Source organism: Acinetobacter calcoaceticus, assembly GCF_900520355.1.
In the GTDB taxonomy this organism is placed as follows: Bacteria; Pseudomonadota; Gammaproteobacteria; order Pseudomonadales; family Moraxellaceae; genus Acinetobacter; species Acinetobacter calcoaceticus_C.
Genome location: NZ_LS999521.1, coordinates 3498225 through 3518765 on the forward strand (window position 1 = coordinate 3498225; position 20541 = coordinate 3518765).

21 protein-coding genes, 2 tRNA genes, 1 pseudogene and 1 riboswitch are annotated in these 20541 nt (G+C 40.2%); of the genes and pseudogenes, 10 read left to right on the forward strand and 14 right to left on the reverse strand.

All coding sequences use genetic code 11. From position 1 onward, the window contains the following. Positions 1-60: 60 nt before the first annotated feature. From AC2117_RS16750 to AC2117_RS16760, 3 genes are all read left to right on the forward strand, one after another. Positions 61-1902 (forward strand): long-chain-acyl-CoA synthetase, encoded by a 1842-nt coding sequence (locus AC2117_RS16750; protein ID WP_133975581.1) that lies wholly within the window; start codon positions 61-63, stop codon positions 1900-1902. A gap of 184 nt (positions 1903-2086) precedes the next feature. After that, a tRNA-Lys gene (locus AC2117_RS16755) sits at positions 2087-2162 on the forward strand. Between the two features lie 22 nt (positions 2163-2184). Then, positions 2185-2260: transfer RNA gene (locus AC2117_RS16760), tRNA-Lys, on the forward strand. 63 nt (positions 2261-2323) lie between these two features. On the opposite strand, the gene AC2117_RS16765 is transcribed toward AC2117_RS16760, so the two are convergent. Continuing rightward, a complete protein-coding gene (locus tag AC2117_RS16765) occupies positions 2324-3220 on the reverse strand; it encodes a LysR family transcriptional regulator (RefSeq protein ID WP_042894645.1) in 897 nt (298 codons plus the stop codon). A gap of 112 nt (positions 3221-3332) precedes the next feature. On the opposite strand from AC2117_RS16765, the gene AC2117_RS16770 reads away from it, so the two are divergent. Then, complete coding sequence (locus AC2117_RS16770; RefSeq protein ID WP_133975583.1) at positions 3333-4088, forward strand: SDR family oxidoreductase; 756 nt, start codon at positions 3333-3335, stop codon at positions 4086-4088. Between the two features lie 44 nt (positions 4089-4132). Here the strand turns inward: AC2117_RS16770 and hemW are convergent, their stop codons facing one another. Further along, entirely contained in the window at positions 4133-5287 is a 1155-nt protein-coding gene (hemW, locus tag AC2117_RS16775; RefSeq protein ID WP_133975585.1) for a radical SAM family heme chaperone HemW, read from the reverse strand. A 116-nt stretch (positions 5288-5403) separates the two neighbouring features. On the opposite strand from hemW, the gene AC2117_RS16780 reads away from it, so the two are divergent. Next, a complete protein-coding gene (locus AC2117_RS16780) occupies positions 5404-5865 on the forward strand; it encodes a DMT family transporter (RefSeq protein ID WP_042894640.1) in 462 nt (153 codons plus the stop codon). Between the two features lie 32 nt (positions 5866-5897). Then, a complete protein-coding gene (gene abeM, locus AC2117_RS16785; protein WP_197730944.1) occupies positions 5898-7244 on the forward strand; it encodes a multidrug efflux MATE transporter AbeM in 1347 nt (448 codons plus the stop codon). 34 nt (positions 7245-7278) lie between these two features. Here abeM and AC2117_RS16790 read toward each other — a convergent pair whose 3' ends face one another. Next, positions 7279-8529, reverse strand: coding sequence for a monooxygenase (locus AC2117_RS16790; RefSeq protein WP_133975587.1), 1251 nt, complete (start codon positions 8527-8529; stop codon positions 7279-7281). Positions 8530-8559: 30 nt separating this feature from the next. Beyond that, the gene (locus AC2117_RS16795) at positions 8560-9807 is read right to left on the reverse strand and encodes an SfnB family sulfur acquisition oxidoreductase (RefSeq protein WP_133975588.1); all 1248 of its coding nucleotides are present in this window, start codon (positions 9805-9807) and stop codon (positions 8560-8562) included. Between the two features lie 256 nt (positions 9808-10063). On the opposite strand from AC2117_RS16795, the gene AC2117_RS16800 reads away from it, so the two are divergent. The 3 genes from AC2117_RS16800 to AC2117_RS16810 all read left to right on the forward strand — a co-directional run bounded on the left by AC2117_RS16800 (position 10064) and on the right by AC2117_RS16810 (position 12295). Further along, on the forward strand, positions 10064-11362 hold the full coding sequence (locus tag AC2117_RS16800) for an ABC1 kinase family protein (protein WP_133975591.1): 1299 nt from the start codon (positions 10064-10066) through the stop codon (positions 11360-11362). Between the two features lie 92 nt (positions 11363-11454). Next, positions 11455-11709 carry a type B 50S ribosomal protein L31 gene (locus AC2117_RS16805; protein WP_042894627.1) on the forward strand — a complete coding sequence of 85 codons (255 nt, stop codon included), beginning with the start codon at positions 11455-11457 and terminating at the stop codon, positions 11707-11709. A gap of 253 nt (positions 11710-11962) precedes the next feature. Next, a complete protein-coding gene (locus AC2117_RS16810; protein WP_016144213.1) occupies positions 11963-12295 on the forward strand; it encodes a HopJ type III effector protein in 333 nt (110 codons plus the stop codon). A gap of 158 nt (positions 12296-12453) precedes the next feature. Here AC2117_RS16810 and AC2117_RS19245 read toward each other — a convergent pair. The 5 genes and pseudogenes from AC2117_RS19245 to AC2117_RS16835 all read right to left on the reverse strand — a co-directional run. Further along, a pseudogene (locus tag AC2117_RS19245) lies at positions 12454-12549 on the reverse strand (hypothetical protein); the annotation flags it as partial. A gap of 213 nt (positions 12550-12762) precedes the next feature. Next, positions 12763-13143, reverse strand: a complete 381-nt coding sequence (crcB, locus tag AC2117_RS16820) for a fluoride efflux transporter CrcB (protein WP_133975593.1) — start codon at positions 13141-13143, stop codon at positions 12763-12765. 123 nt (positions 13144-13266) lie between these two features. After that, positions 13267-13333, reverse strand: a riboswitch (Fluoride riboswitch). 44 nt (positions 13334-13377) lie between these two features. Continuing rightward, positions 13378-13788, reverse strand: coding sequence for a GFA family protein (locus tag AC2117_RS16825; protein WP_133975595.1), 411 nt, complete (start codon positions 13786-13788; stop codon positions 13378-13380). Positions 13789-13866: 78 nt separating this feature from the next. Continuing rightward, positions 13867-15072, reverse strand: a complete 1206-nt coding sequence (locus AC2117_RS16830) for a TIGR03862 family flavoprotein (RefSeq protein ID WP_133975597.1) — start codon at positions 15070-15072, stop codon at positions 13867-13869. Then, positions 15062-15700: an SAM-dependent methyltransferase gene (locus AC2117_RS16835; RefSeq protein WP_133975599.1), complete on the reverse strand. Its 639-nt coding sequence runs from the start codon at positions 15698-15700 to the stop codon at positions 15062-15064. Before AC2117_RS16835 ends, AC2117_RS16830 begins: the two co-directional genes overlap by 11 nt. An 88-nt stretch (positions 15701-15788) precedes the next feature. Between AC2117_RS16835 and AC2117_RS16840 the strand changes: the two genes are divergently transcribed. After that, positions 15789-15983 carry a DNA gyrase inhibitor YacG gene (locus AC2117_RS16840; RefSeq protein ID WP_042894610.1) on the forward strand — a complete coding sequence of 65 codons (195 nt, stop codon included), beginning with the start codon at positions 15789-15791 and terminating at the stop codon, positions 15981-15983. On the opposite strand, the gene AC2117_RS16845 is transcribed toward AC2117_RS16840, so the two are convergent. The 5 genes from AC2117_RS16845 to AC2117_RS16865 all read right to left on the reverse strand — a co-directional run bounded on the left by AC2117_RS16845 (position 15980) and on the right by AC2117_RS16865 (position 20385). Next, positions 15980-16624 carry an MBL fold metallo-hydrolase gene (locus AC2117_RS16845; protein ID WP_133975600.1) on the reverse strand — a complete coding sequence of 215 codons (645 nt, stop codon included), beginning with the start codon at positions 16622-16624 and terminating at the stop codon, positions 15980-15982. The genes AC2117_RS16840 and AC2117_RS16845 overlap by 4 nt on opposite strands. 23 nt (positions 16625-16647) lie before the next feature. Beyond that, complete coding sequence (gene hemH / locus AC2117_RS16850; protein ID WP_133975602.1) at positions 16648-17664, reverse strand: ferrochelatase; 1017 nt, start codon at positions 17662-17664, stop codon at positions 16648-16650. A 73-nt stretch (positions 17665-17737) separates the two neighbouring features. After that, the gene (locus AC2117_RS16855; RefSeq protein WP_133975604.1) at positions 17738-18742 is read right to left on the reverse strand and encodes a DUF4062 domain-containing protein; all 1005 of its coding nucleotides are present in this window, start codon (positions 18740-18742) and stop codon (positions 17738-17740) included. A 118-nt stretch (positions 18743-18860) separates the two neighbouring features. Next, positions 18861-19727 carry a glutamate racemase gene (gene murI, locus AC2117_RS16860; RefSeq protein WP_133975606.1) on the reverse strand — a complete coding sequence of 289 codons (867 nt, stop codon included), beginning with the start codon at positions 19725-19727 and terminating at the stop codon, positions 18861-18863. 46 nt (positions 19728-19773) lie between these two features. Next, positions 19774-20385 carry a DUF1285 domain-containing protein gene (locus tag AC2117_RS16865; protein WP_133975608.1) on the reverse strand — a complete coding sequence of 204 codons (612 nt, stop codon included), beginning with the start codon at positions 20383-20385 and terminating at the stop codon, positions 19774-19776. Between the last annotated feature and the right edge of the window lie 156 nt (positions 20386-20541).

Genomic DNA, 20541 nt, shown 5'->3' on the forward strand with positions numbered 1-20541 from the left:
ATACTGTACTTTTGCCAACGCAACCTTTTTTGGATTGATCGAAAAATAAATAGGATTGATATGAGCCAGACAACACAGACCGATATCATTACGCTTGGTGATGTTGCAACAAGACTTCCTAGCTTCATCCCCAAGGTACCCCATATCCTGAATGGTCTTAAACAGGCTTACTTAAGAACAGCAAATACCCCAACGGGATTGGGTGTAGCTTTTGAAAAAGCTGTTAAGCGAAATCCGCAAGGTATTGCATTATTATTTGAAGATCAAAGTTACTCATATGAAGCTTTAAACGAATGGGCTAACCAGATTTCTCATTACTATCTCTCTCTTGGCGCACGTAAAGGTGACGTGATTGCCGTAATGGTTGAGAACCGTTCTGAACTTATTGCTACTATTGTAGGCTTAGCTAAAATTGGGGTAACTATTGCGCTTGTTAATACCTCTCAAGTAGGTAAGGTTCTCGCTCATAGTATCAATCTGGTCAAACCAATTGCCGTCATTGCAGGTGAAGAAGTTCGGGCGGTAATTGATGAAATTCGTCAGGACCTCAATGTTCCTAAAGACCGTTTCCATTGGTTTGCAGATCAGGCTACCCGTCAAGATGCGGGAATAGCGCCTCAAGGTTATGCCAATCTTGCAATAGAAATTGATCAATTTCCAAAATTTAACCCATCGACTACCCAGTCTGTTCATGGGAGCGATGGCCTGTTTTATATTTATACCTCAGGCACTACTGGCTTACCAAAGGCTGTTATTTTCAAACACAGTCGCTGGACGCTCGCATATGGCACCTATGGCCACATTTTAAATCTTGGCCCAGATGATGTGATGTATGTAACTTTACCGCTGTATCATGCAACGGGTGTCGTCGTTTGCTGGTGTGGAGTGATTGCAGGAAGTTCTACCCTTGCAATTCGACGTAAATATTCAACCAGTGCTTTCTGGAAAGATGTTCAGAAATTTAATGCCTCTGCAATTGGATATGTAGGAGAGCTTTGTCGCTACTTAATGGACGCTCCTACTACAGAAATTGACCGTGCTCACCGTGTAACCAAAATGATCGGCAATGGCATGCGTCCAAACATCTGGGATAAGTTCAAACAACGTTTTGGTGTTCAAGAAGTTCTTGAGCTTTATGCATCAAGTGAAGGCAATGTCGGATTTAGTAATATTTTCAATTTCAATAACACCGTAGGCTTCTCTCCTATGCCCTACGCGGTCATTCAGTTTGATAAAGAAAAGAATGAGCCTGTACGCGATAAAAATGGCTGGTGTAAAAAAGTTAAAGCAGGTGAAATCGGTTTGCTAGTTGGTAAAATTACCAGTCGTTCGCCTTTTGACGGCTATACAGACCCAGAAAAGAATAAATCTGTGATTATGAAAGATATCTTTAAAAAAGGTGACTCATATTTCAACACAGGTGATCTTGTTCGTAATATTGGTTTCCGTCATGCCCAGTTTGTTGACCGCTTAGGAGATACTTTCCGTTGGAAAGGCGAAAATGTATCTACGACTGAAGTTGAGAACATGGTTTGTGAATATGACAAGATCGCTGAAGCGGTGGTCTATGGTGTAGAAATTCCAAATACCAATGGTCGTGCTGGTATGGCAGCAATCACACTTGCTGATGGTGCCGAATTAAATGAGTCTGATTTAACAGAAATGGTCACTATATTTAAAAAATGCCTACCGGCTTACGCAGTACCCGTGTTTTTACGTGTGCAAGCTAAAGTTGAAACAACAGGTACTTTTAAATATCAAAAGAATAAATTGAAGGAAGATTCGTTTAATCCAGGCAAAACTTCTGAACGTTTACTCGCTTTATTACCTGGTGCGAACAGCTATTGTGATGTCACAACTGAGATTTTTGACAACATTCAGGCATATAAATATCGTTTTTAGTTCATTTTTTAGCTAAACAAGAGAAAATCGTGCTTTTTATAGGCAATCATGCAAATGTTTTTGATTTACCTCTTGTGTTAGTTGAATAACTTGCTAAAATACGCGACATCAAAACAAAGGTGGTGTTAGAAAACTTTTAGTTATCTTGCACTTCACATTCAAACATTGTTTGAATGTTTGTTCAGGGTCGTTAGCTCAGCTGGTAGAGCAGCGGACTTTTAATCCGTTGGTCCCGCGTTCGAATCGCGGACGACCCACCACTTATCTGTTTTGAACCTATTTGGGTCGTTAGCTCAGCTGGTAGAGCAGCGGACTTTTAATCCGTTGGTCCCGCGTTCGAATCGCGGACGACCCACCAAATTCTAAAAAGCCTCTCACTGCGAGAGGCTTTTTTTATTGTTATCTTATTTTAATTTCATGACTAAAAGATGACGATGCATTTCTTATATAAAATGTCTTTAACCCAGTTCATAAAGATTTCTAAACGTTTAGGAATATAACTTCGGTTCGGATATAAAATATTGAGTGGCAAAGATTGAGGCGTATGTGCGCTTAGTACTTCAACCAAAGTTCCTTGTTCAATTTTCTCCTGAACATCATAGTATGGAAGTTGAATAATCCCCAAGCCAGCATAGGCCGCTGCAACATACGCTTCTGTATTATTCACACTCAACGCACTGTCCATCATCACTGTTCCATCTTGATATAAAAATACGCCTTGTTTTTCCCCTACGGCTCCTGCGTAATTAACGAGTTTGTGCTGAGAGAGATCTTCTAATTGCTCAGGCATACCGTACTGTTCCAAATAATTGGGACTTGCACAGTTCACCATAATCAAGTTGCCAACGAACTTCGCAATCAAACTACTATTATCTAACTGCCCCACCCGAACAACGCAGTCAATCCCTTTCTCGATCAAGTCAGTGATGTCATCAGAGCTATTCAGTTGTAAATGAATATCTGGATAGCGGCTATAAAAATCGGGAAGTTCAGGAATAATGACTTGATGCACAATTCGGCTAGGCATAGAGACTTTTAGCGTGCCACGGTAATGCTGCTTTTGTGTCTGTATGAGTTGTTCGAGCTGTTCATAGTCAAATAATAGATTTTGACATTCAGGTAGTATTCTTTGTCCATCTTGAGTGAGACTTACTTTGCGTGTGGTCCGATGAAATAGCCGAACACCATAGTGCGTTTCAAGTTGCTGAATTGCACTCGTCACTGTCGAACGAGGTAAATCAAGCTGATTTGCCACTTCACTAAAACTTTGTCGTTTAGCGACTTCTGTAAAAATAAAAAATTGCTGCAACCGATCCATTTAATTGTTCGTGTTTTCTGAATAGTTAAACCAAACTAGCATAATTGATCAAAAATTACCGCCAATCTAGACTAAAAACACATTAGAACAAGTCATCATAGGAACAATCATCATGACAACTCATACTCTCAAAGATAAAGTTGTATTGATTACAGGCGGTGCAAAAAACTTAGGTGGACTCATTAGCCGTAAATTTGCAGAGCAAGGTGCAAAAATCGCAATTCACTACAATAGTTCGGAAACTCAGGCCGATGCAGAACAAACCTTAGCAGATGTAAAAGCATTAGGTGCAGATGCCGTTTTAATTCAGGCAGACTTAACCCATATTGATAATATAGAAAAACTCTTTATAGACACCAAACAGCATTTTGGTGGAATTGATATTGCCATTAATACGGTTGGAAAGGTTTTGAAAAAATCCTTCTTGGAAACCACCGAACAAGAGTTTGATAGCATGAGTGATATCAACTCAAAAATTGCCTATTTCTTTATTCAGTCGGCTGGTCGTCATTTAAATGATGGCGGAAAAATCTGTTCAATCGTTACTTCTCTTCTTGCAGCTTACACTGGGCTGTATTCAACCTATGAAGGTTTAAAAGCGCCTGTTGAGCATTACACTCGCGCTGCATCAAAAGAATTTGGAGACCGTCAGATTTCTGTGACTGCTGTTGCACCGGGTCCTATGGATACACCTTTCTTTTATGGACAGGAATCTGCCGAGGCGGTGGCTTACCATAAATCAGCTTCAGCTTTAGGTGGGCTCACCAAAATTGAAGATATTGAGCCTTTAATCCGTTTCTTGGTCACAGATGGTTGGTGGATTACCGGCCAAACAATTTTTGCAAACGGCGGTTATACGACTCGCTAAAATAAAAAAGCCGCATCTTATGATGCGGCTTTTGCTTTGCTTCATTATAAAAATTCTTCAAGCACTGAGTTTAAGAAAATATGCCCCTGCTCTGTACAGGCTAAACGAGAAATATCATCTACCAATAGTTTTCTAGCTCGCAGCGATGTTAGTACGTCATTTATGCTATCTAAGCTTAAGCCTGTACGCTGTTCATATAACTCAGCTTTTACCCCATCATTTAAACGCAAAGCATTCATCATAAATTCAAAAGGTAACTCTGTTGCCTCAATCTTTTTCATTTGCAAATGTTCAGCTGGAACCTTGGCTAAATAGTCTTTCGGCAAACGAGTTTTTTGGAAACGGTACACTCCATCTGGTCGTGTAACTTTGCCATGTGCACCTGCACCAATCGCAAGATAATCGCCAAATTCCCAATAATTTAAGTTGTGTGTTGAAGGCAGCTCTTTACGCCATGCCGAAACTTCATAGTTTATAAAACCATTTGCCTTAAGATATGCCTCGCCCTGCTCTTGAATGTCTTCTAGCATTTCATCTTGCGGCAAAACGGGCTGGGTACGAAAGAAAACCGTATTAGGCTCAATAGTAAGTTGATACCAACTAATATGAGTTGCCCCATTCTCTACAGCAACTTTTAAATCATAAAGTGCCTGCTCTAGCGTTTGCTCAGGCAAACCATGCATTAAATCGACGTTCACCCGCTTAAAGCCAGCTTGCTTTGCCTGTTGAATCGCATCGATAGCATTATTTGCTGAATGAATACGACCAAGCTTTTGCAAATGATCGGTATTAAAACTCTGTACGCCAATAGACAAGCGGTTAATATCAGCTTCTAAATATCCTGCAAATGGGTCATGCTCTACTGTTCCTGGGTTGGCTTCTAAGGTAATTTCACAGCCATCTTCAAATTTGAGCAGCGACTTAAGCTGTTCAAACAGCCAGACGTAACCCTGTGCCGAAATGAGTGAAGGGGTACCACCACCAATAAATACACTGTGAATTAAACGCCCCTGTGCCATTTCTAGTTGAGTTTCAAAATCGGCGACCAACGCTTTTAAATAGGTTTGCTCGAGTTCTGACGAAAGTGCTCCATCTGGTACGGCATGCGAGTTAAAGTCACAATATGGACATTTACGCACGCACCAAGGCATGTGGATATATAAAGATAAAGGAATAGAAGCAGGATTTAATACAGCCAAGGAGCAAGCCCAATTTACACAATATTTCTATTTTAACATGACTGCATCAATGGGCTTATGAAAACATACCTTAATTGCTTTAGACTAATTTTAAACATACTTAAATACTGATAAAAATGATGAAATTCTCTAGTCAACTCTTCCTGTTTTTACCCCTAGCTATGGGAATTGGTGTTGCCATGGCTTTTCAAACTGCTATTAATGCACAGCTCAGAGAACAATTACACTCGCCATTACAAGCAGCGCTCTTATCATTTTTTGTGGGAACTATTGTTTTGGCTATTATGGTTTTCTTTCAAAGCGCCGAGAAACCCACTTTAAGTGAAATATCCAATATTCCTTGGCTTCTTTGGACTGGAGGATTTCTTGGGGTTTATGCAATTAGCATGAGCATTTATACTGCACCTAAACTTGGTTTTTTAACCTTTACAGGGCTAGTCGTTTTTGGGCAAATCGTTATTTCAATGTTGCTTGACCACTTTGGCTGGTTAGGTACAGAAAAGACACCTGTTACATGGCAACGGTTTCTTGGTGGGATCATCATTTTTGTCGGTGTTTTACTCACTTTGCAACGGTAGCTTCATTTGTATATTGATAAAGAGTACCTTTTGTGTCGAATGTCACGTCTTTTCGGTCTGAATTAAAACAACTCTTCCACTTAATGCTACCGATTTTAATTACCCAGTTTGCTCAAGCAGGCTTTGGGTTAATTGATACCATTATGGCAGGCCATTTATCCGCAACCGACTTAGCAGCAATTGCTGTAGGGGTCGGTTTATGGGTTCCAATCATGCTCCTGTTCAGCGGCATTATGATTGCAACTACACCCTTGGTAGCCGAAGCAAAAGGCGCAAGAAATACAGAGCAGATTCCTGTCGTTGTTCGTCAGTCATTGTGGGTTGCTGTCATTTTAGGTGTACTGGCAATGCTCATTTTGCAGCTTATGCCTTTTTTCTTACACGTGTTCGGTGTACCAGAGAGCTTACGACCTAAAGCAAGCCTATTCTTGCATGCAATTGGCTTAGGTATGCCAGCTGTGACCATGTACGCAGCGCTACGTGGCTATTCAGAGGCTTTAGGCCATCCACGCCCTGTCACAGCTATTAGCATGTTAGCTTTAGTTGTGTTGATTCCGCTTAACATGATTTTTATGCATGGATTAGGACCAATACCTGCATTAGGTAGCGCGGGCTGTGGTTTTGCAACATCCATTTTACAGTGGCTCATGCTGATTACTTTAGCTGGCTATATTTATAAAGCCTCAGCTTATCGAAACACGTCTATTTTTGGCCGATTTGATAAAATTAATATGACTTGGGTTAAAAGAATTTTACAGCTTGGTCTACCAATCGGTTTAGCTGTGTTCTTTGAGATTAGTATTTTTAGTACAGGTGCATTGGTCCTTAGCCCACTTGGTGAAGTGTTTATTGCTGCACACCAAGTCGCAATTTCCGTTACCTCTGTGCTGTTTATGATTCCGCTTTCGCTAGCCATTGCCTTAACCATCCGTGTCGGTACTTATTATGGTGAAAAGAACTGGGCTGCAATGTATCAGGTACAAAAGATTGGTCTCAGCACAGCAATATTTTTTGCCATATTAACCATGACTTTTATTGCTCTATGCCGTGAACAAATTATCTCGATTTATACTCAAGACTTAACCGTAGCTCCTGTTGCGATGTATTTACTCTGGTTTGCAATGGCATATCAGTTGATGGATGCATTGCAAGTGAGTGCCGCAGGTTGTTTAAGAGGTATGCAAGATACTCAAGCACCGATGTGGATTACACTCATGGCATATTGGGTGATTGCTTTCCCTATTGGACTTTATTTAGCGCGTTATACTCATTGGGGCGTAGCTGGTGTATGGCTAGGCTTGATTATTGGTTTAAGCATTGCCTGTGTGTTATTACTTTCAAGGCTCTATTTAAACACCAAACGTTTAAGCCAAACCTAATAAAAAAGCCGATGAAATATCGGCTTTTTTTTTACTATGCAGATTTGGCTCTTGGGCTTGCTCCAATTTGCCAGACAAACGGTAAATCTGTACGGTTCACCTCCCAATCTCCAATTACTTTTTCTTTATAGATGAGTGGATTGTGTGAAGATACTGTTCGTGCATTACGCCAGAAGCGATCTAGCTGTTTAACCTGACTGCTTGCCGATGCGCCTAAAGCATTAAATAATTGGCTGGTTAAATCCAGTACCAAGTTAGAAATCACCACCTGCCCTTGCGCGGACTCAAGCTCAGCATCTACATTAAACTGATGCTCTTTCACTTCTAACTCACTAAAGTGACTTTCATAAGCCTTTTGTAGTGCTTCTGCTGTTTTTACGGTAATTGCTTGGCTCGCATAAGCTTGAGCAGAGGCTTTACCCACCACCTGTAAAACTTGCGGGTCGTGGCGAACTAAGTCTCCATTACCATGGCTAAAAATACGTTTCCGTTCACGAATTTCCTGACTAAACGTCTCCACGGCTGCCTGCGCAATTCCTGTTAAAGTTGCAAGGTGCACGACCTGATAAAAAGCGGTCTGATATTTAAAACGTTGATCAAATGGAATGAGGTGCGAAGCTGGTAAATGAACTTGATGTACTTTTAAGGTGCCGCTACCCGTGGTTTTTTGCCCAAAACCATCCCAATCATCAATAACACTCACACCCGTTTCGTGGCGGTAAATAGCGGCAATCACATGACGATCATTCACTTCATCATAAGCAAATAAGTCGATCCAGTCCGCAAAAATACTTCCAGTTGAATAATACTTTTCGCCGTTCACCACCAAGTTACCCGAAGCATCTTTAGTGACTCGTGTAACCACATCACCAATTTGTACATTACCAACTTCTGTCCATGCATTTCCGACTAAATCACCTTGTACAAAACGCTGAAACCAAACATCTTGCGAATGTTCTTTATGGGCAACTAAGCGGTCTTCAACAAAAGCGAAGTGTCCACGCAAAGCTTGCACAATATTCGAGTCTGCTTGCGCAAGCTCAGCTAGAAGCTGGAAAAGCTGTGGCAATGACACCCCATCTCCACCATATTTAACCGGTACTCGTACAGCACCCAATTTCGCCTCTTTTAACCACTGAATGGGTTCAAAAGGTAAGATTCGTTCTTTTTCACGTTGAATTGCACCTTGGGCAATCTTTTCAAAAATCGGCCGAAATCTGCTTGCCACTTTCTCATAGTCGGCCCCTAGAGATAGTTCTTCTACTTCAATTTGTATTATTGTCATCGTTATTCTCCTAATCCTATTTTCTTCAATTTAGCTCCAAGCATGACGGGGTGGATAAATACCATTGAGATAGTAGTTCCCTACAAGGTGATATTTCCAACGTACCGGATCATGCAAAGTATGAGTACGAGCATTACGCCAATGGCGATCCAGATTCAGTTCAGACAAAGTGGAACGTGTCCCTGACAACTCAAAAAGCTTATTGGCAGCTAAAATGGCAACTTCTGTGGTTAATACTTTTGCTTCGGCAACCAAAAGCGTGGCCTGATTTACAAGCTCTTCTGTCGTGTCGGCAATCGCTTGGTCAATCGCATCTCCTGCCAAATCTAATACCGCTTCTGCTGCACGTAGTTTTATTTTTAAATCACCAATATTTGCAATCGTGTAAGGGTCATCACTCGCTTTTTCCAAACCTGAGTCGACCCATGGGCGGCTATGATTTTTGACATAGTGAATTGTTTCTTCAATTGCACCACGCGCAATACCCGCATCTACTGCGGCTTGAATAAACTGAGAAACTGCACCTGCTGGTGTTGGTCGTTCAAACGCTTTATAAATCGGAACTAAATATTCTTCACGTACCGGCACTTGGTTTAACTCAACTGTGCCACTCGCGGTGGTACGTTGCCCAAAACCAGACCAATCATTAATAATATTAACTCCCGATGTTTCACGTGGCACTAAAGCAGCATAAGGTTGCCCTTCTTCATTCACAGCCACAATTGGAATCCAATGTGCAAGTAATGCTCCCGTTGCAAAGAATTTCTTGCCATTAATTTCATAGCCGTGCTCGGTCTTTCGTAATGTTGTAGTGAGATCTGCAACCGTTTTGCTATTTTTTTCAGAAAAAGCATTGCCAAAGCGAATGCCTTTTAACACTAAATTAAAGAAGAATTGTTGTTGTTCTGGAGCTGCATCAAGTCGTAAATGTTCAATAAAAGCCAAGTGATTTTGTGGAAGCTGGGCCAGAGATGGGTCAACACTCGCAATTGTTTTAATCACCTCAGCCAAGGTCCGATATTTAACTTGCGCGCCCCCAAACTGCTTAGGAACCGTAATCGCCCACAAGCCACTTTGTGAGAATTGTTGAATTTCATTTAAGGGTAAACGGCGCTCTTTATCCCGAGCAGATGCCTCTTGAGCAAACTCTTGGGCAAGTTGTCTGGCAAGCTCAATGGCTTCTTCATCAGAACGAATAATATGTGCATCTTTCGATTGCTCAAACACAGACAGTGGAACCGCTTGAGAACGCCCATGGGCCGAATTTAAACTTGTCATAACTTTTGTTATCTCTATTCTTATCTAACATGACATTCACCTTAGCATCAAAAAAACACACCTCTTATAGTTATTAAAGCTTTGTTTATGAAATGAATATTCAAAAGCTTTTCATATTTTTTACTATAAAAATAACATTTTGTTTTTCGAAAATTTTCTTACATGAGATAAACAATTTCGTATAGGCTTTTTAAGCTTTGTCACCTATGATCAAAACTACGCAGTATTATGCTGTAGTTAACGAGGTATCGAAGATATGGCAAAGAATGCAAGTTCACCTGGCAAACGTTTTATGAAACTTGCAGGGATGACCGCGAGCATTGCAACAAAAACCGTTTCTAATTCGATCCGAAACTTTAATGCAGACGAAGATCAGAAACTGGCTGCAAAAAGCAAACTATTTCAAGATATTGGTTTGCAAATTGCCGACACCTTAGGTGAAATGAAAGGCGCGGTCATGAAAGTTGGGCAAATTGCCTCACAATATAAAGACATTTTCCCGCCCGAAGTAGCCAAAGCAATTTCAAAACTACAACGCCAAGCCCCAGCAGTTCCTTTTGCCGCTATTCAACAACAAGTCGAAAAAGAACTTGGAAAGCCACTTAATGTTGCGTTTAAATCTTTTGATAGTGAACCTTTTGCCGCAGCTTCTATTGGGCAGGTTCATAAAGCAGTTCTTCTTAGTGGGGAACAAGTCGTAGTTAAAGTCCAATATCCTGGCGTTGATGAAGCCTGTGAAAGCGATTTAAAACAAGTACGTCTAGCACTGCGTTTAATGGGCGTACTTAAAATTGATAAAAAATTGCAAGATCAGCTTTTTGCAGAAATTCAAGACAGCCTTTCAGCAGAACTCAACTATGAAATTGAAGCTCAGAACCTTGAAGTTTTTAAAATATTCCATAGCCAACTAGACGACAAAATTATTATTCCAACGGTCTATAAAGATTATTCTTCAAGACGTATTTTGACACTCAGCCTCGAACAAGGTGAAAGTATTGAAACTGCGAGCTCTTGGCCTATCGAAACTCGAAATGCCATTGGACGTCGTCTCATTCGTGCTTTAGGTCAGGAAATGTTCTTTTTAAAACGTTTTCACTGTGACCCTCACCCTGGTAATTTCGCTTTCCGCCAAGATGGTAGTGTCATTATTTATGACTATGGCAGTGTTAAAACACTTTCAAATGAAATTGTGCAAAACTTTAAACATCTGGTAAATGCAGCGCGTCATGAAAATATTGAGTTGCTTGAAACAGAACTTGTAGCCTTACATTCCATTGTTGAAAAAGATAAATTCCCGAGTGATTTATATAAGCTCTGGATTGAAATTTTATTACGTCCTTTAACCACAACCTATGATTTTGCTGAAAACTCATCACATCATGATGGCATGTTACTCGTGAAAAAATCATTAAAATATTGGGATGTCTTTAAACCATCTCCAGATACGCTCATGGTAAATCGTACAATTTCGGGTCACTACTGGAATTTGATTCACTTAAAAGTACACGACAATCTAAAAGATCTGTTCGAAGAACTCGTTCCACCTACACCATAACTTTTCCCAATGCACTCCTCACTAGATGCATTGACTTTACCTAATGTTATGTTATAACATTTCTGTATTCAAAAATAATTAGGAGATCTCTCATGCGTAAAGATATTCATCCTGCTTATCAACAAGTGTTATTTCATGATACTAATGCAGATGCGTATTTCGTAATTGGTAGTACGATTCAGACGAAGCAAACTAAAGAATATCAAGGACAAGTCTATCCTTATGTCACCCTTGATATTTCAAGTGCATCACACCCTTTCTACACAGGTGAAGTACGCCAAGCCAGCAATGAAGGTCGTGTTGCAACCTTTAATAAACGCTTCGCTCGCTTTAATCGTAAGAGTTAATCTTACGTTAAGATTTGACCAATACACTTAAATCATTGGAAGCCTAAGACTATCTCCTCCACTTAGGCTTCTTTTTTTTATGTCCGTTTTTTCGTCCTTTTTATATTGTGTATAAAAGAGAACTTATCCACAACTTGTATAAAAACTCTTCTTATTTTTCTCACAACTTATCAATTTTTTGTATTCGGCAAGCTTCCAAAGCTTTTATTCGATGCTATGCTTAAACCCTCATTTGATAGGAAGTTTTAAGATAATGGCACAAGAATTACTTGCCCAATTACAAGCAGGCACAGCAAAATTTTCAGACGTTTTAGCTCATATTGAAGCCCGCTACCAACATACTCCAACAGCTTTTCAAAATGGCGCACAGCATAACGCTGCTACTGAAAATCAAGGCAGTGCAAAAGTTTTCTCTTTTGCCAAGTTACAAGGTTTAGACCAAGCACAAACTTTGAGTTTATTTGCAGAACACTATGCATCTGTATTGGCTACACCAGAGGGGACTGATCATCAAAATATTCGCCAGTTTATGCAAAATGGTTGGGATGGTGTGAAGTTTGAAGGTCAGGCTTTAGCTGAAAAGTAATAAGCTTTAGTAGCTAATGCCTCAAATCATAGGATTGTCACAACAGAGTTTTTTCAGTTAGATTTTATACCTAGATTAGCCTTCGGCTCGACCTACTTTTCTTTTGGGAAAAGTAGGCAAAACCATTTTCATTAACAGAACCTATTATCTGTTTGCACTTATCCAATATTTTGCAAAAACAATATATCTCTGATTTCAGTCAGGCTGTTGATGACTTTAACGCGTATCAAATCAAAGAATAAATCAGATAATTTTCTTTTTAAAATTTAAATAATAATTAGTTATTTACTATCGTGACAAGCGGCAAGGATGCCACTGTTTCGCTGTGCTATAAGGATGTAGCATCAGCGAAACAAAAGATTTTTGCTTACTTTTGATCTTTCAAAAGTAAGGTATGCCTATACAAATGGTGTTGGAGAATATTATAAAACAGAGGCTGTATATTCTGTCCTAAAACATTCAAATACTCAGTTGCCTGCTACCCAATAATAAGTCGCCAACCCCAAACACGTAAAAATTAACGATCCAATCAAATGAATGGAAATTCCCAGCATTGCCATGCCCAACTTACCACTTTGCAATAAAGTCACAATCTCAATTGAGAATGTAGAAAAAGTGGTTAAAGCACCACAAAAACCAGTAATCACAAAAAGTTTATAATTTGGACTTAAATCACTGTGAGCAAAATAGGCAATCGCAAAACCAATAATAAAACCACCGACTAAATTAACAGTGACGGTGCCAAGTGGAATTTGCGGATAAATCGAGTTGAGCTTTAAGCCCAAAAACCAACGCAGCCATGCCCCTAGAACAGAACCTAAAGCAATTGAAAGTAGAGAATAATACATAGGACTACCCCTTTAGATAGGCGCTAAAAGAGCAAAAAAGCATGAAGGATAAACTGACATCGCGTACTCCCAAAATGGCCGAGTACGCAATAACCTACGCACCTAACAATATAAATATATGAGGATCACGTAGGCATCATTAGCCAATACGGCGGTTTTTCTAGGGAGGAATGCCATCTCCCCTTGATCAGTATCTTAAAACAACTAAAAGTTGATTGAAATACTCTTTTCAACTCATGGGCGTTCAGCGTATTGAAGTAAATCGTCCTGAATACATTCCCACTCTGCTTTTGAAGCAGCAAAAATATGCATTGTCGGTTTTTGGTCTAATAGTGTATCAAGAGTACCAATTCTTAAACGATAAAGTTCAGGCTGTCCATCACGAGAGCTAATCAAAGGTGAACCACATTCACTACAGAACCAACGATACACACCTTCCACAGCAAATTTTTTGACTAAGTCTTCACCTTGAGTGATTTTAAAGTCTTCACTTTTGACAGGAGCATTGGTCGCAAAGGCAGTGCCATTTGCTTTACGACAGCGTTGGCAGTGACATTGAATAATATCTCCGATATCGCCTTTAATTTCATAGCGAATACCTTGGCATAAACAACTTCCTTGATAGACTGGTGATACTTGAGACATGTTCTCATCGTTCCTATTATTATTGATTGTTCAAAACTAACACTTTTCACATATCAAACAAAGCGCAAAATGAAGCGCTTATCGCTCCAAGAATGAATGCACACCCTCTCCCGCGGCTCGCCCTGTGGCAAAGCATGCCGTAAGCAAATAACCGCCAGTAGGCGCATCCCAATCCAGCATTTCACCGCAGCAAAATACACCTGATATTTGTTTGAGATTTAAACTTTCGGACAGTGCCTCTTGTTTAATACCCCCAGCACAGCTAATCGCTTCTTCAATAGGTCTAAAACCATCTAAGGCTATTTTTAATGACTTGATCTGCTCAGCCATTATTTCCGGTTGATTCCATAAAGCTTTATCAACTATTTCACGAATGAGGTTAATTTTAGCTGTATCTAATCCTGCCTTTCGCCAGATATTCGTCAAAGATTGCTTTTTTCCAGCCTGTAATTTTTTTATAAGCTGGCTTAATTCAACATCGGGTAATAAGTCTAAAAATAGATTTAAACTTTGTTCTTGTTTTTGTTGTTCTCGTAAGGCTCGGCCCAGTTTATAGATCACACCACTTTCAAAACCATAGTGGGTAATTACAATATCACCTTGCACAATTTGACTTGGATCAACCCATGCATGTACACGCTTTAACGGCTCACCAAAACAATCGCTCATAAAAGACGACCATGCATGTAAAACACCTGCATTACTCGGTTGGAAAGGCTCAATATTAGATGGATCAATCCATTGTAGCCAAGCTCCGTCGCTGCCCAATTGAGACCACGACACAGCACCACAAGCCAACACGACCGCATCATATTGCTGGGTAAAAGTTTCAGTGTTTTGATTATTCTGATTTTCCAAAGTCACTGCTGTACCTTGTAAATCAATACAACGATGACGATAAAAAAATTTAACTTGCTGCTCTGCCAAGCGTTTTAGCCAAGCACGCAGTAAAGGCGCTGCTTTCATTTCGACAGGAAAAATACGACCCGAGCTGCCAACGTAAGATTCAATTCCAAGACTTTTCATCCAGTCTTGAATCCAGACTGCACCCCACTTTTCAACCCACGGTCTCAACCATTCAACATGGTCATAACGCTCAATAAACTGTGCTAAAGGTTCAGCATGCGATATGTTTAAACCTGTTTTACCAGCCATGAGAAACTTACGTGCAGCTGAGGGTTTTTGCTCATACACATCAATTTCATAAGCATATTGGCTTAACACTTCAGCAGCCATAAGACCTGCTGGGCCTGCCCCGATAATGGCAACCCGCTTATTCGCCATGCACTTGCCCTTGCAATGGTGCAAACTCATCAAAACGTGTGCTGTAGCCTTCAGGCTTGGTCATAATGAGTTGCTGACAAAGCTCGCCACGTTCTAAATATTTAATTTCAAAATGAGTACGTGCAGACGTTTGAGCAATTTTTTCTTTTTGATAAGGCAGTTTCCACACATTTAATAACTGATGTTCTGCTTCTTCAATATATTCAGGAATATTACTTGCCAATGTAATGGTTCCACCTGTTTGCAGGCGTGAGATTAAGAATTCAAAAAATGGCATATTCAACCAGCGCTGTGCCGGATTATGTGGTTCTGGATTTGGGTAGAGAATAAAAAAATGTTCAACTTGAACAGGGTGTAAAGCGTGTACAACCCAAGGTAAAGCATCTGCATGTACAGGCACCAAATTATCTCTTGGTTCCAAACTATGCTGCTTTTGCATTGCCAAGAATTTTTCTCGGGTTCGTTCAATTGCATATAACGTATACTGTGGGTGTTGCCCGCTAAAGAGCAAAGCATGTTTACCCTTACCTGCACCAATTTCTACACAAATTGGAGTATTTTCAATTGGGGTAAAATCGCGAGGCGCTTGCATACGTTGTGCTTGAAATTGACGAATCGGCATAATCACATCAAACTAAATAAAAATCGGCACAAGTCTACCAAGACACCTGACTTTTGCCTAATCTATTTCTTTTCACAATGAAGGACATTGCCCTATGCCACGTACATTCCCCTGCCCACGTTGTGGTGGACCAAGTGTTTGGGAAGGTAATGAGTTTCGTCCGTTTTGCTCAGAACGCTGTAAATTAATTGATTTAGGAGCTTGGGCAAACGATGAATATAAATTGCCTACCCAAGATGCTCCTCAGCAAGACAAGGGTAGTCAAAATGAAGATGATTATGAGGATTAACCTGCTTTACCCGCGACAAACGGGTTAAATTGTTTTTCATAGCCAATGGTACTCATCGGACCATGTCCAGAAATAAACTGAGTATCATCTGGCAAACTAAAACATTCACGTTTAATCGATTCAATCAACTGATCATGGTTTCCACGCGGGAAGTCTGTTCGTCCAATCGAACCTTTAAACAGAACATCACCCGTCCAAAGTAAGCCATGGTTTTTATTATAGAAAACAATATGTCCTGGCGTATGCCCCGGTGCAAAGCGCACCTCAAACTCATCTTCACCAAGTTTTAGCACTTCGCCACCTTCAAGCCATTGATCGACTTTGACAGGTTGCGGAATTGGGAAGCCGTAACGTGCTGATACTTCTTGAATCATATCTAGCCAGAACTGATCTTCTTTATGTGGACCAATAACTGGAACGCTCCATTCTTTGGCAAGCTCACCTACCGCTCCAGCATGGTCTAAATGTCCATGAGTCAGCCAAAGTGCTTTTACTTTTAAGCCTAAATTTTCAACTTCTTTTTTCAAAATAGCAGCATCACCACCAGCATCAATCAAAACTGCTTCTTTCGTTTCACTGTCCCAAACGAGGGAACAATTTTGAGCAAATGCAGTAACGGGAACAATTTTGACTTGCAGCATAAAAACCTCTGGCTAAAACACAATTAACGGTGGGCTAAGGTATGGGTAAGGGCATCAAGATTAGCCTGAACTAATCCTGCAAGCAAATCAATATGAGCCTGATCGCTATTTAAGGCAGGAATATAAGCGTAACTCCCACCACCTGCTTGTTGAAATAGCTCTGCATTTTGAATCGCTAATTCTTCAAGCGTTTCTAGACAATCGGCAGAAAAAGCTGGACTTAACACCTGAACAGACTTAACACCTTGCTGCGCCCAATCTTGTAAAAGCTGATCGGTATAAGGTTTCACCCATTCTTGTTTTCCAAAACGGGACTGGAAGCTAATTGCCCATTCATCATCTTTTAAATGTAAGGCTTCGGCCACCAGCTTTGCTGTGATGCGACAACGGTCTGCATAAGGATCACCTTTGTCTGCATATGGCTGTGGAATCCCATGAAAAGACATCAATAGTTTTTCAGGCTTACCATGCTGCTCTTGGTAGACTAAAACACTTTCGGCTAATGCCTGAATAAACATGGGATGCTGATAATAGTCTTTAATAATTGTCAGCCCCGGCAAATTCCGCTGTTTAGGAATCCATTTGGCAAACGCATCGTATAACGGCGCTGTAGATGTTGCAGAATATTGAGGAAACAAAGGTAATAAAATGACATGTTCTTGTGGATTGTCCGCTAACTTTTCCAGAACCTTATCAATGCCAGGATTCCCATAAGTCATTGCGGGTAAAACAGTTAAATCAAACTGTTTATTTTCACGTTCTAAATAAGCTTGCACACGTTTAGTTTGCTCAAACACAATTTCACGCATTGGCGAATCTGTTGACCATACTGAAGCATAGGCATGCGCTACTCTTTTCGGGCGAAAAGGTAAAACAAACAGATTTAAAATAATCCACCAGATCAGTTTCGGTATTTCAATCACACGTGAATCAGATAAAAACTGTTTTAAAAAACGGCGCACCGCAGGCACAGTCGCCTCATCTGGTGTGCCTAAATTCGCTAAAATGACAGTAACTTTCGGTTTTTGTTCAAACGACATGTGTAAATGCCTTTCAGTTCATCTTATGACACTAATGTAACAGTTTTCAGTGTCATATATAAATTGAATCGCTCTAAGCTTTTAATCGAATGCCCCGATGATTCCATTTATAGCTCAGCAATATCTTTTGAGCTTTAGTGGTTAATTTCCATAGCCCATATGATTGTTCAGTTTGAGTTGGGACAATCCAGCCTTGTGATTGCATTTGATTTTTAATTCGGAACAGTGCCTTATGATTAATCTGCGCACAGGCAACCGCATGCGCACGAGGTAATTCCTGACGAGCATCTTCTAAGCCAGCCTGATTTAAATATTCATTCAGACAAGCTGCAAAATTCTCTTCTGGCATCGCTGTTTCAAAGCGCTTTGCCAGCACGCTTAACAACTGAGACCACGTCATTTGCCGTTGTCGTTTAAGCTCTTTAAAGTTGCCATCCTGAAATGCTTGAATCTGATATTCAAATGCAAAAATATCTTGCGGTGCAACTTCATTTAACTGTGTTAATGGCTCGCTTAATCGCTGTTCTAACTGCAAAATTTTACTTTTTAATAATTTAATCTCATCTTCTAACTGATGGGCTTGATGTGTAGGAACCCAGCCTTGTCCCCCATATTGTTCAATCATTAAAGGGATATTTAAACGAATGACCAACTCAAGTTCACGTGGCGTTTTAAAGTAAAAAATATGCTCTGCTTCATGTAATAATTTTTTTCTAAATGCGAGAAATTTATCTTTAAGTTGTGGATGTGTTTCTTGTAAATCTATTTCACGATTTTCTGGCTGTTCATGCATGAACACAATAATCAGTTTCGCCTGACTTAACGCATATTCATATTCTAAAGACAAATAACTCACACCAGAAATCGATTGTTCTCCATACTGACTGCCTAAAAGTAGGATTACATAATCACATTCATCAATCTGTCGACGTGCAAGTGTAGTGGTTAAAGGTGTTCGATGTTCTAATCCCCAGGCAAAGAAACCCATCCCTACCAAGGTTTGAGACAAAACCATGCGCTCTGGCTGCATATCGCGGCCAGACGTTGAAATAAAAATCTGATAGCGTGTATCGAGCATAACAATACCCTTTCGCCCCATGATCTGTTCGTGACTTAATATCAGCCAAGATCATGAACCGCCCCAAATAAAATAATAAATCTAAAAAAACACTATTTTCTAAATGATACTCAAAAGATCAATTCAGATTATGAAGTGTCCAAGTTAACTCTTGTGGAATCATATTTTGTAAAACAGGTTGCAATGCCTCGGCATTATTGCCGCTGACATAACATTCAATACGTGCAACATTCTGACCTATTTGGTCACATAATAACGCATTTTTTATTAAAATACGGGCTGTTTGTCGGGCTACTGCCAACCCAGAGTCAACCAGTGTGAATTGGTTATCAAAAAGATGATGAATTGCTTCATTTAAGAAAGGATAATGAGTACAACCGAGCACTAAATAGTCTGCTCCTTGCTCTGCGGCAGGCTGTAAAACCTCTTTTAATGCGTTTAAACATGCCTCTCCCATTTGCTGCCCTGCTTCCACACAAGGAACAAGTTCGAGGTTGGTTAAAGTCATCACTTTAACACCTGCTGGAATAGCAAACTTTTCAACAACATCTTTAATGAGTTGTCCACGAAAAGTAGCAGGTGTCGCCAACACGGCAACCACTTTAGAACGGGTTTGTAAGACTGCTGGTTTTAATGCTGGAACTAACCCAACAATTGGGAAGTGTTCGCCATAATGCTCACGTAAATGGTCAAGACTAAATGCTGAAGCAGTGTTACAGGCAACCACCGCAATTTTGCAACCCTGACGGTATAACCAGTCAACAGCACGAGCAGTAAGTTCTCTAATTTCGTCATCGGAACGTGGGCCATAAGGAACATAAGCTGTATCGGCATAATACACAATGCGTTCGTTTGGCAAATATCTGGCAATTTCTGCTGCAACCGACATTCCGCCAATTCCCGAGTCAAAAATACCAATTGGAGCATCAGCAGATGCGTTAGGCATAGGTTCTAGATCGGTAAATAGGGGTTGTATGGCTGTCATGGCTGTACTGAAGTGTCAGAAAATTTCACTTCCTAAAGCTTAAACCTCAAGTGCCTAATTGCAAGAGCAAATTACCACTTTTTAACTCTAAAACGGTTTCACCTTTATCATTTTCAATCAGTGTTCCATAGTTCACTAAGTGATAAAAAGACTGGCGTTGAATAAGGGCATTAATTCCAAAACGCACATGCACATAAGGACGCAATTCCCCATCATATTCACGCATAAAAATTGGATGTTCAGCATCGACCAAAATCACATCTTGATTCGTCGTGGTCAGTTGTAAAAACTGCTCACCTGAAATTTCAACTTGATCTACCTGATTGACTAATAAAGGTTCATCTTCGACCTCAATTTCAATTTGTTCTACGGGGGTTTTCAGGTAGAATTTACCCTCTTCTTTCCATAGGACTTTGGTAAATAGATCTAATAGGGCTTGGCGCTTAATTAATTGACCTTCGTGCCACCATTCTCCATTGGCTTTAACCGTCAAATCCATTTTGCCGCAATGCTTTGGATGCCACTGCTCTAAAGGTGGAATTGACCTTTTGTGACTTTGCTGTACACCTTTTAAGTATTGTGCAATGTTCATTAAGTTTTTATCATCAGATAACGGTATTTTTCCCATATCCGATGGGGAATTATTTTGATTTACCATAGTTTATGCCTTGCTGACGAAAAAATATGACGACTCAGCCAATTGGCTAGATCATGGTTTAAAACTATACTAGCCAAAACGATAAAAGGCACAATAGCATATTTGCGCCTATGGATTAAAACACTCACGGCAGCACCGAATTTCTGAATATGACGG

Coding starts and splice junctions, on each gene's coding strand:
- AC2117_RS16750 (WP_133975581.1), top strand. CDS start 61: ATGAGCCAGACAACACAGACCGATATCATTACGCTTGGTGATGTTGCA.
- AC2117_RS16765 (WP_042894645.1), bottom strand. CDS start 3,220: ATGGATCGGTTGCAGCAATTTTTTATTTTTACAGAAGTCGCTAAACGA.
- AC2117_RS16770 (WP_133975583.1), top strand. CDS start 3,333: ATGACAACTCATACTCTCAAAGATAAAGTTGTATTGATTACAGGCGGT.
- AC2117_RS16780 (WP_042894640.1), top strand. CDS start 5,404: ATGATGAAATTCTCTAGTCAACTCTTCCTGTTTTTACCCCTAGCTATG.
- AC2117_RS16790 (WP_133975587.1), bottom strand. CDS start 8,529: ATGACAATAATACAAATTGAAGTAGAAGAACTATCTCTAGGGGCCGAC.
- AC2117_RS16795 (WP_133975588.1), bottom strand. CDS start 9,807: ATGACAAGTTTAAATTCGGCCCATGGGCGTTCTCAAGCGGTTCCACTG.
- AC2117_RS16800 (WP_133975591.1), top strand. CDS start 10,064: ATGGCAAAGAATGCAAGTTCACCTGGCAAACGTTTTATGAAACTTGCA.
- AC2117_RS16805 (WP_042894627.1), top strand. CDS start 11,455: ATGCGTAAAGATATTCATCCTGCTTATCAACAAGTGTTATTTCATGAT.
- AC2117_RS16810 (WP_016144213.1), top strand. CDS start 11,963: ATGGCACAAGAATTACTTGCCCAATTACAAGCAGGCACAGCAAAATTT.
- crcB (WP_133975593.1), bottom strand. CDS start 13,143: ATGTATTATTCTCTACTTTCAATTGCTTTAGGTTCTGTTCTAGGGGCA.
- AC2117_RS16825 (WP_133975595.1), bottom strand. CDS start 13,788: ATGTCTCAAGTATCACCAGTCTATCAAGGAAGTTGTTTATGCCAAGGT.
- AC2117_RS16830 (WP_133975597.1), bottom strand. CDS start 15,072: ATGGCGAATAAGCGGGTTGCCATTATCGGGGCAGGCCCAGCAGGTCTT.
- AC2117_RS16840 (WP_042894610.1), top strand. CDS start 15,789: ATGCCACGTACATTCCCCTGCCCACGTTGTGGTGGACCAAGTGTTTGG.
- AC2117_RS16845 (WP_133975600.1), bottom strand. CDS start 16,624: ATGCTGCAAGTCAAAATTGTTCCCGTTACTGCATTTGCTCAAAATTGT.
- hemH (WP_133975602.1), bottom strand. CDS start 17,664: ATGTCGTTTGAACAAAAACCGAAAGTTACTGTCATTTTAGCGAATTTA.
- AC2117_RS16855 (WP_133975604.1), bottom strand. CDS start 18,742: ATGCTCGATACACGCTATCAGATTTTTATTTCAACGTCTGGCCGCGAT.
- murI (WP_133975606.1), bottom strand. CDS start 19,727: ATGACAGCCATACAACCCCTATTTACCGATCTAGAACCTATGCCTAAC.
- AC2117_RS16865 (WP_133975608.1), bottom strand. CDS start 20,385: ATGGTAAATCAAAATAATTCCCCATCGGATATGGGAAAAATACCGTTA.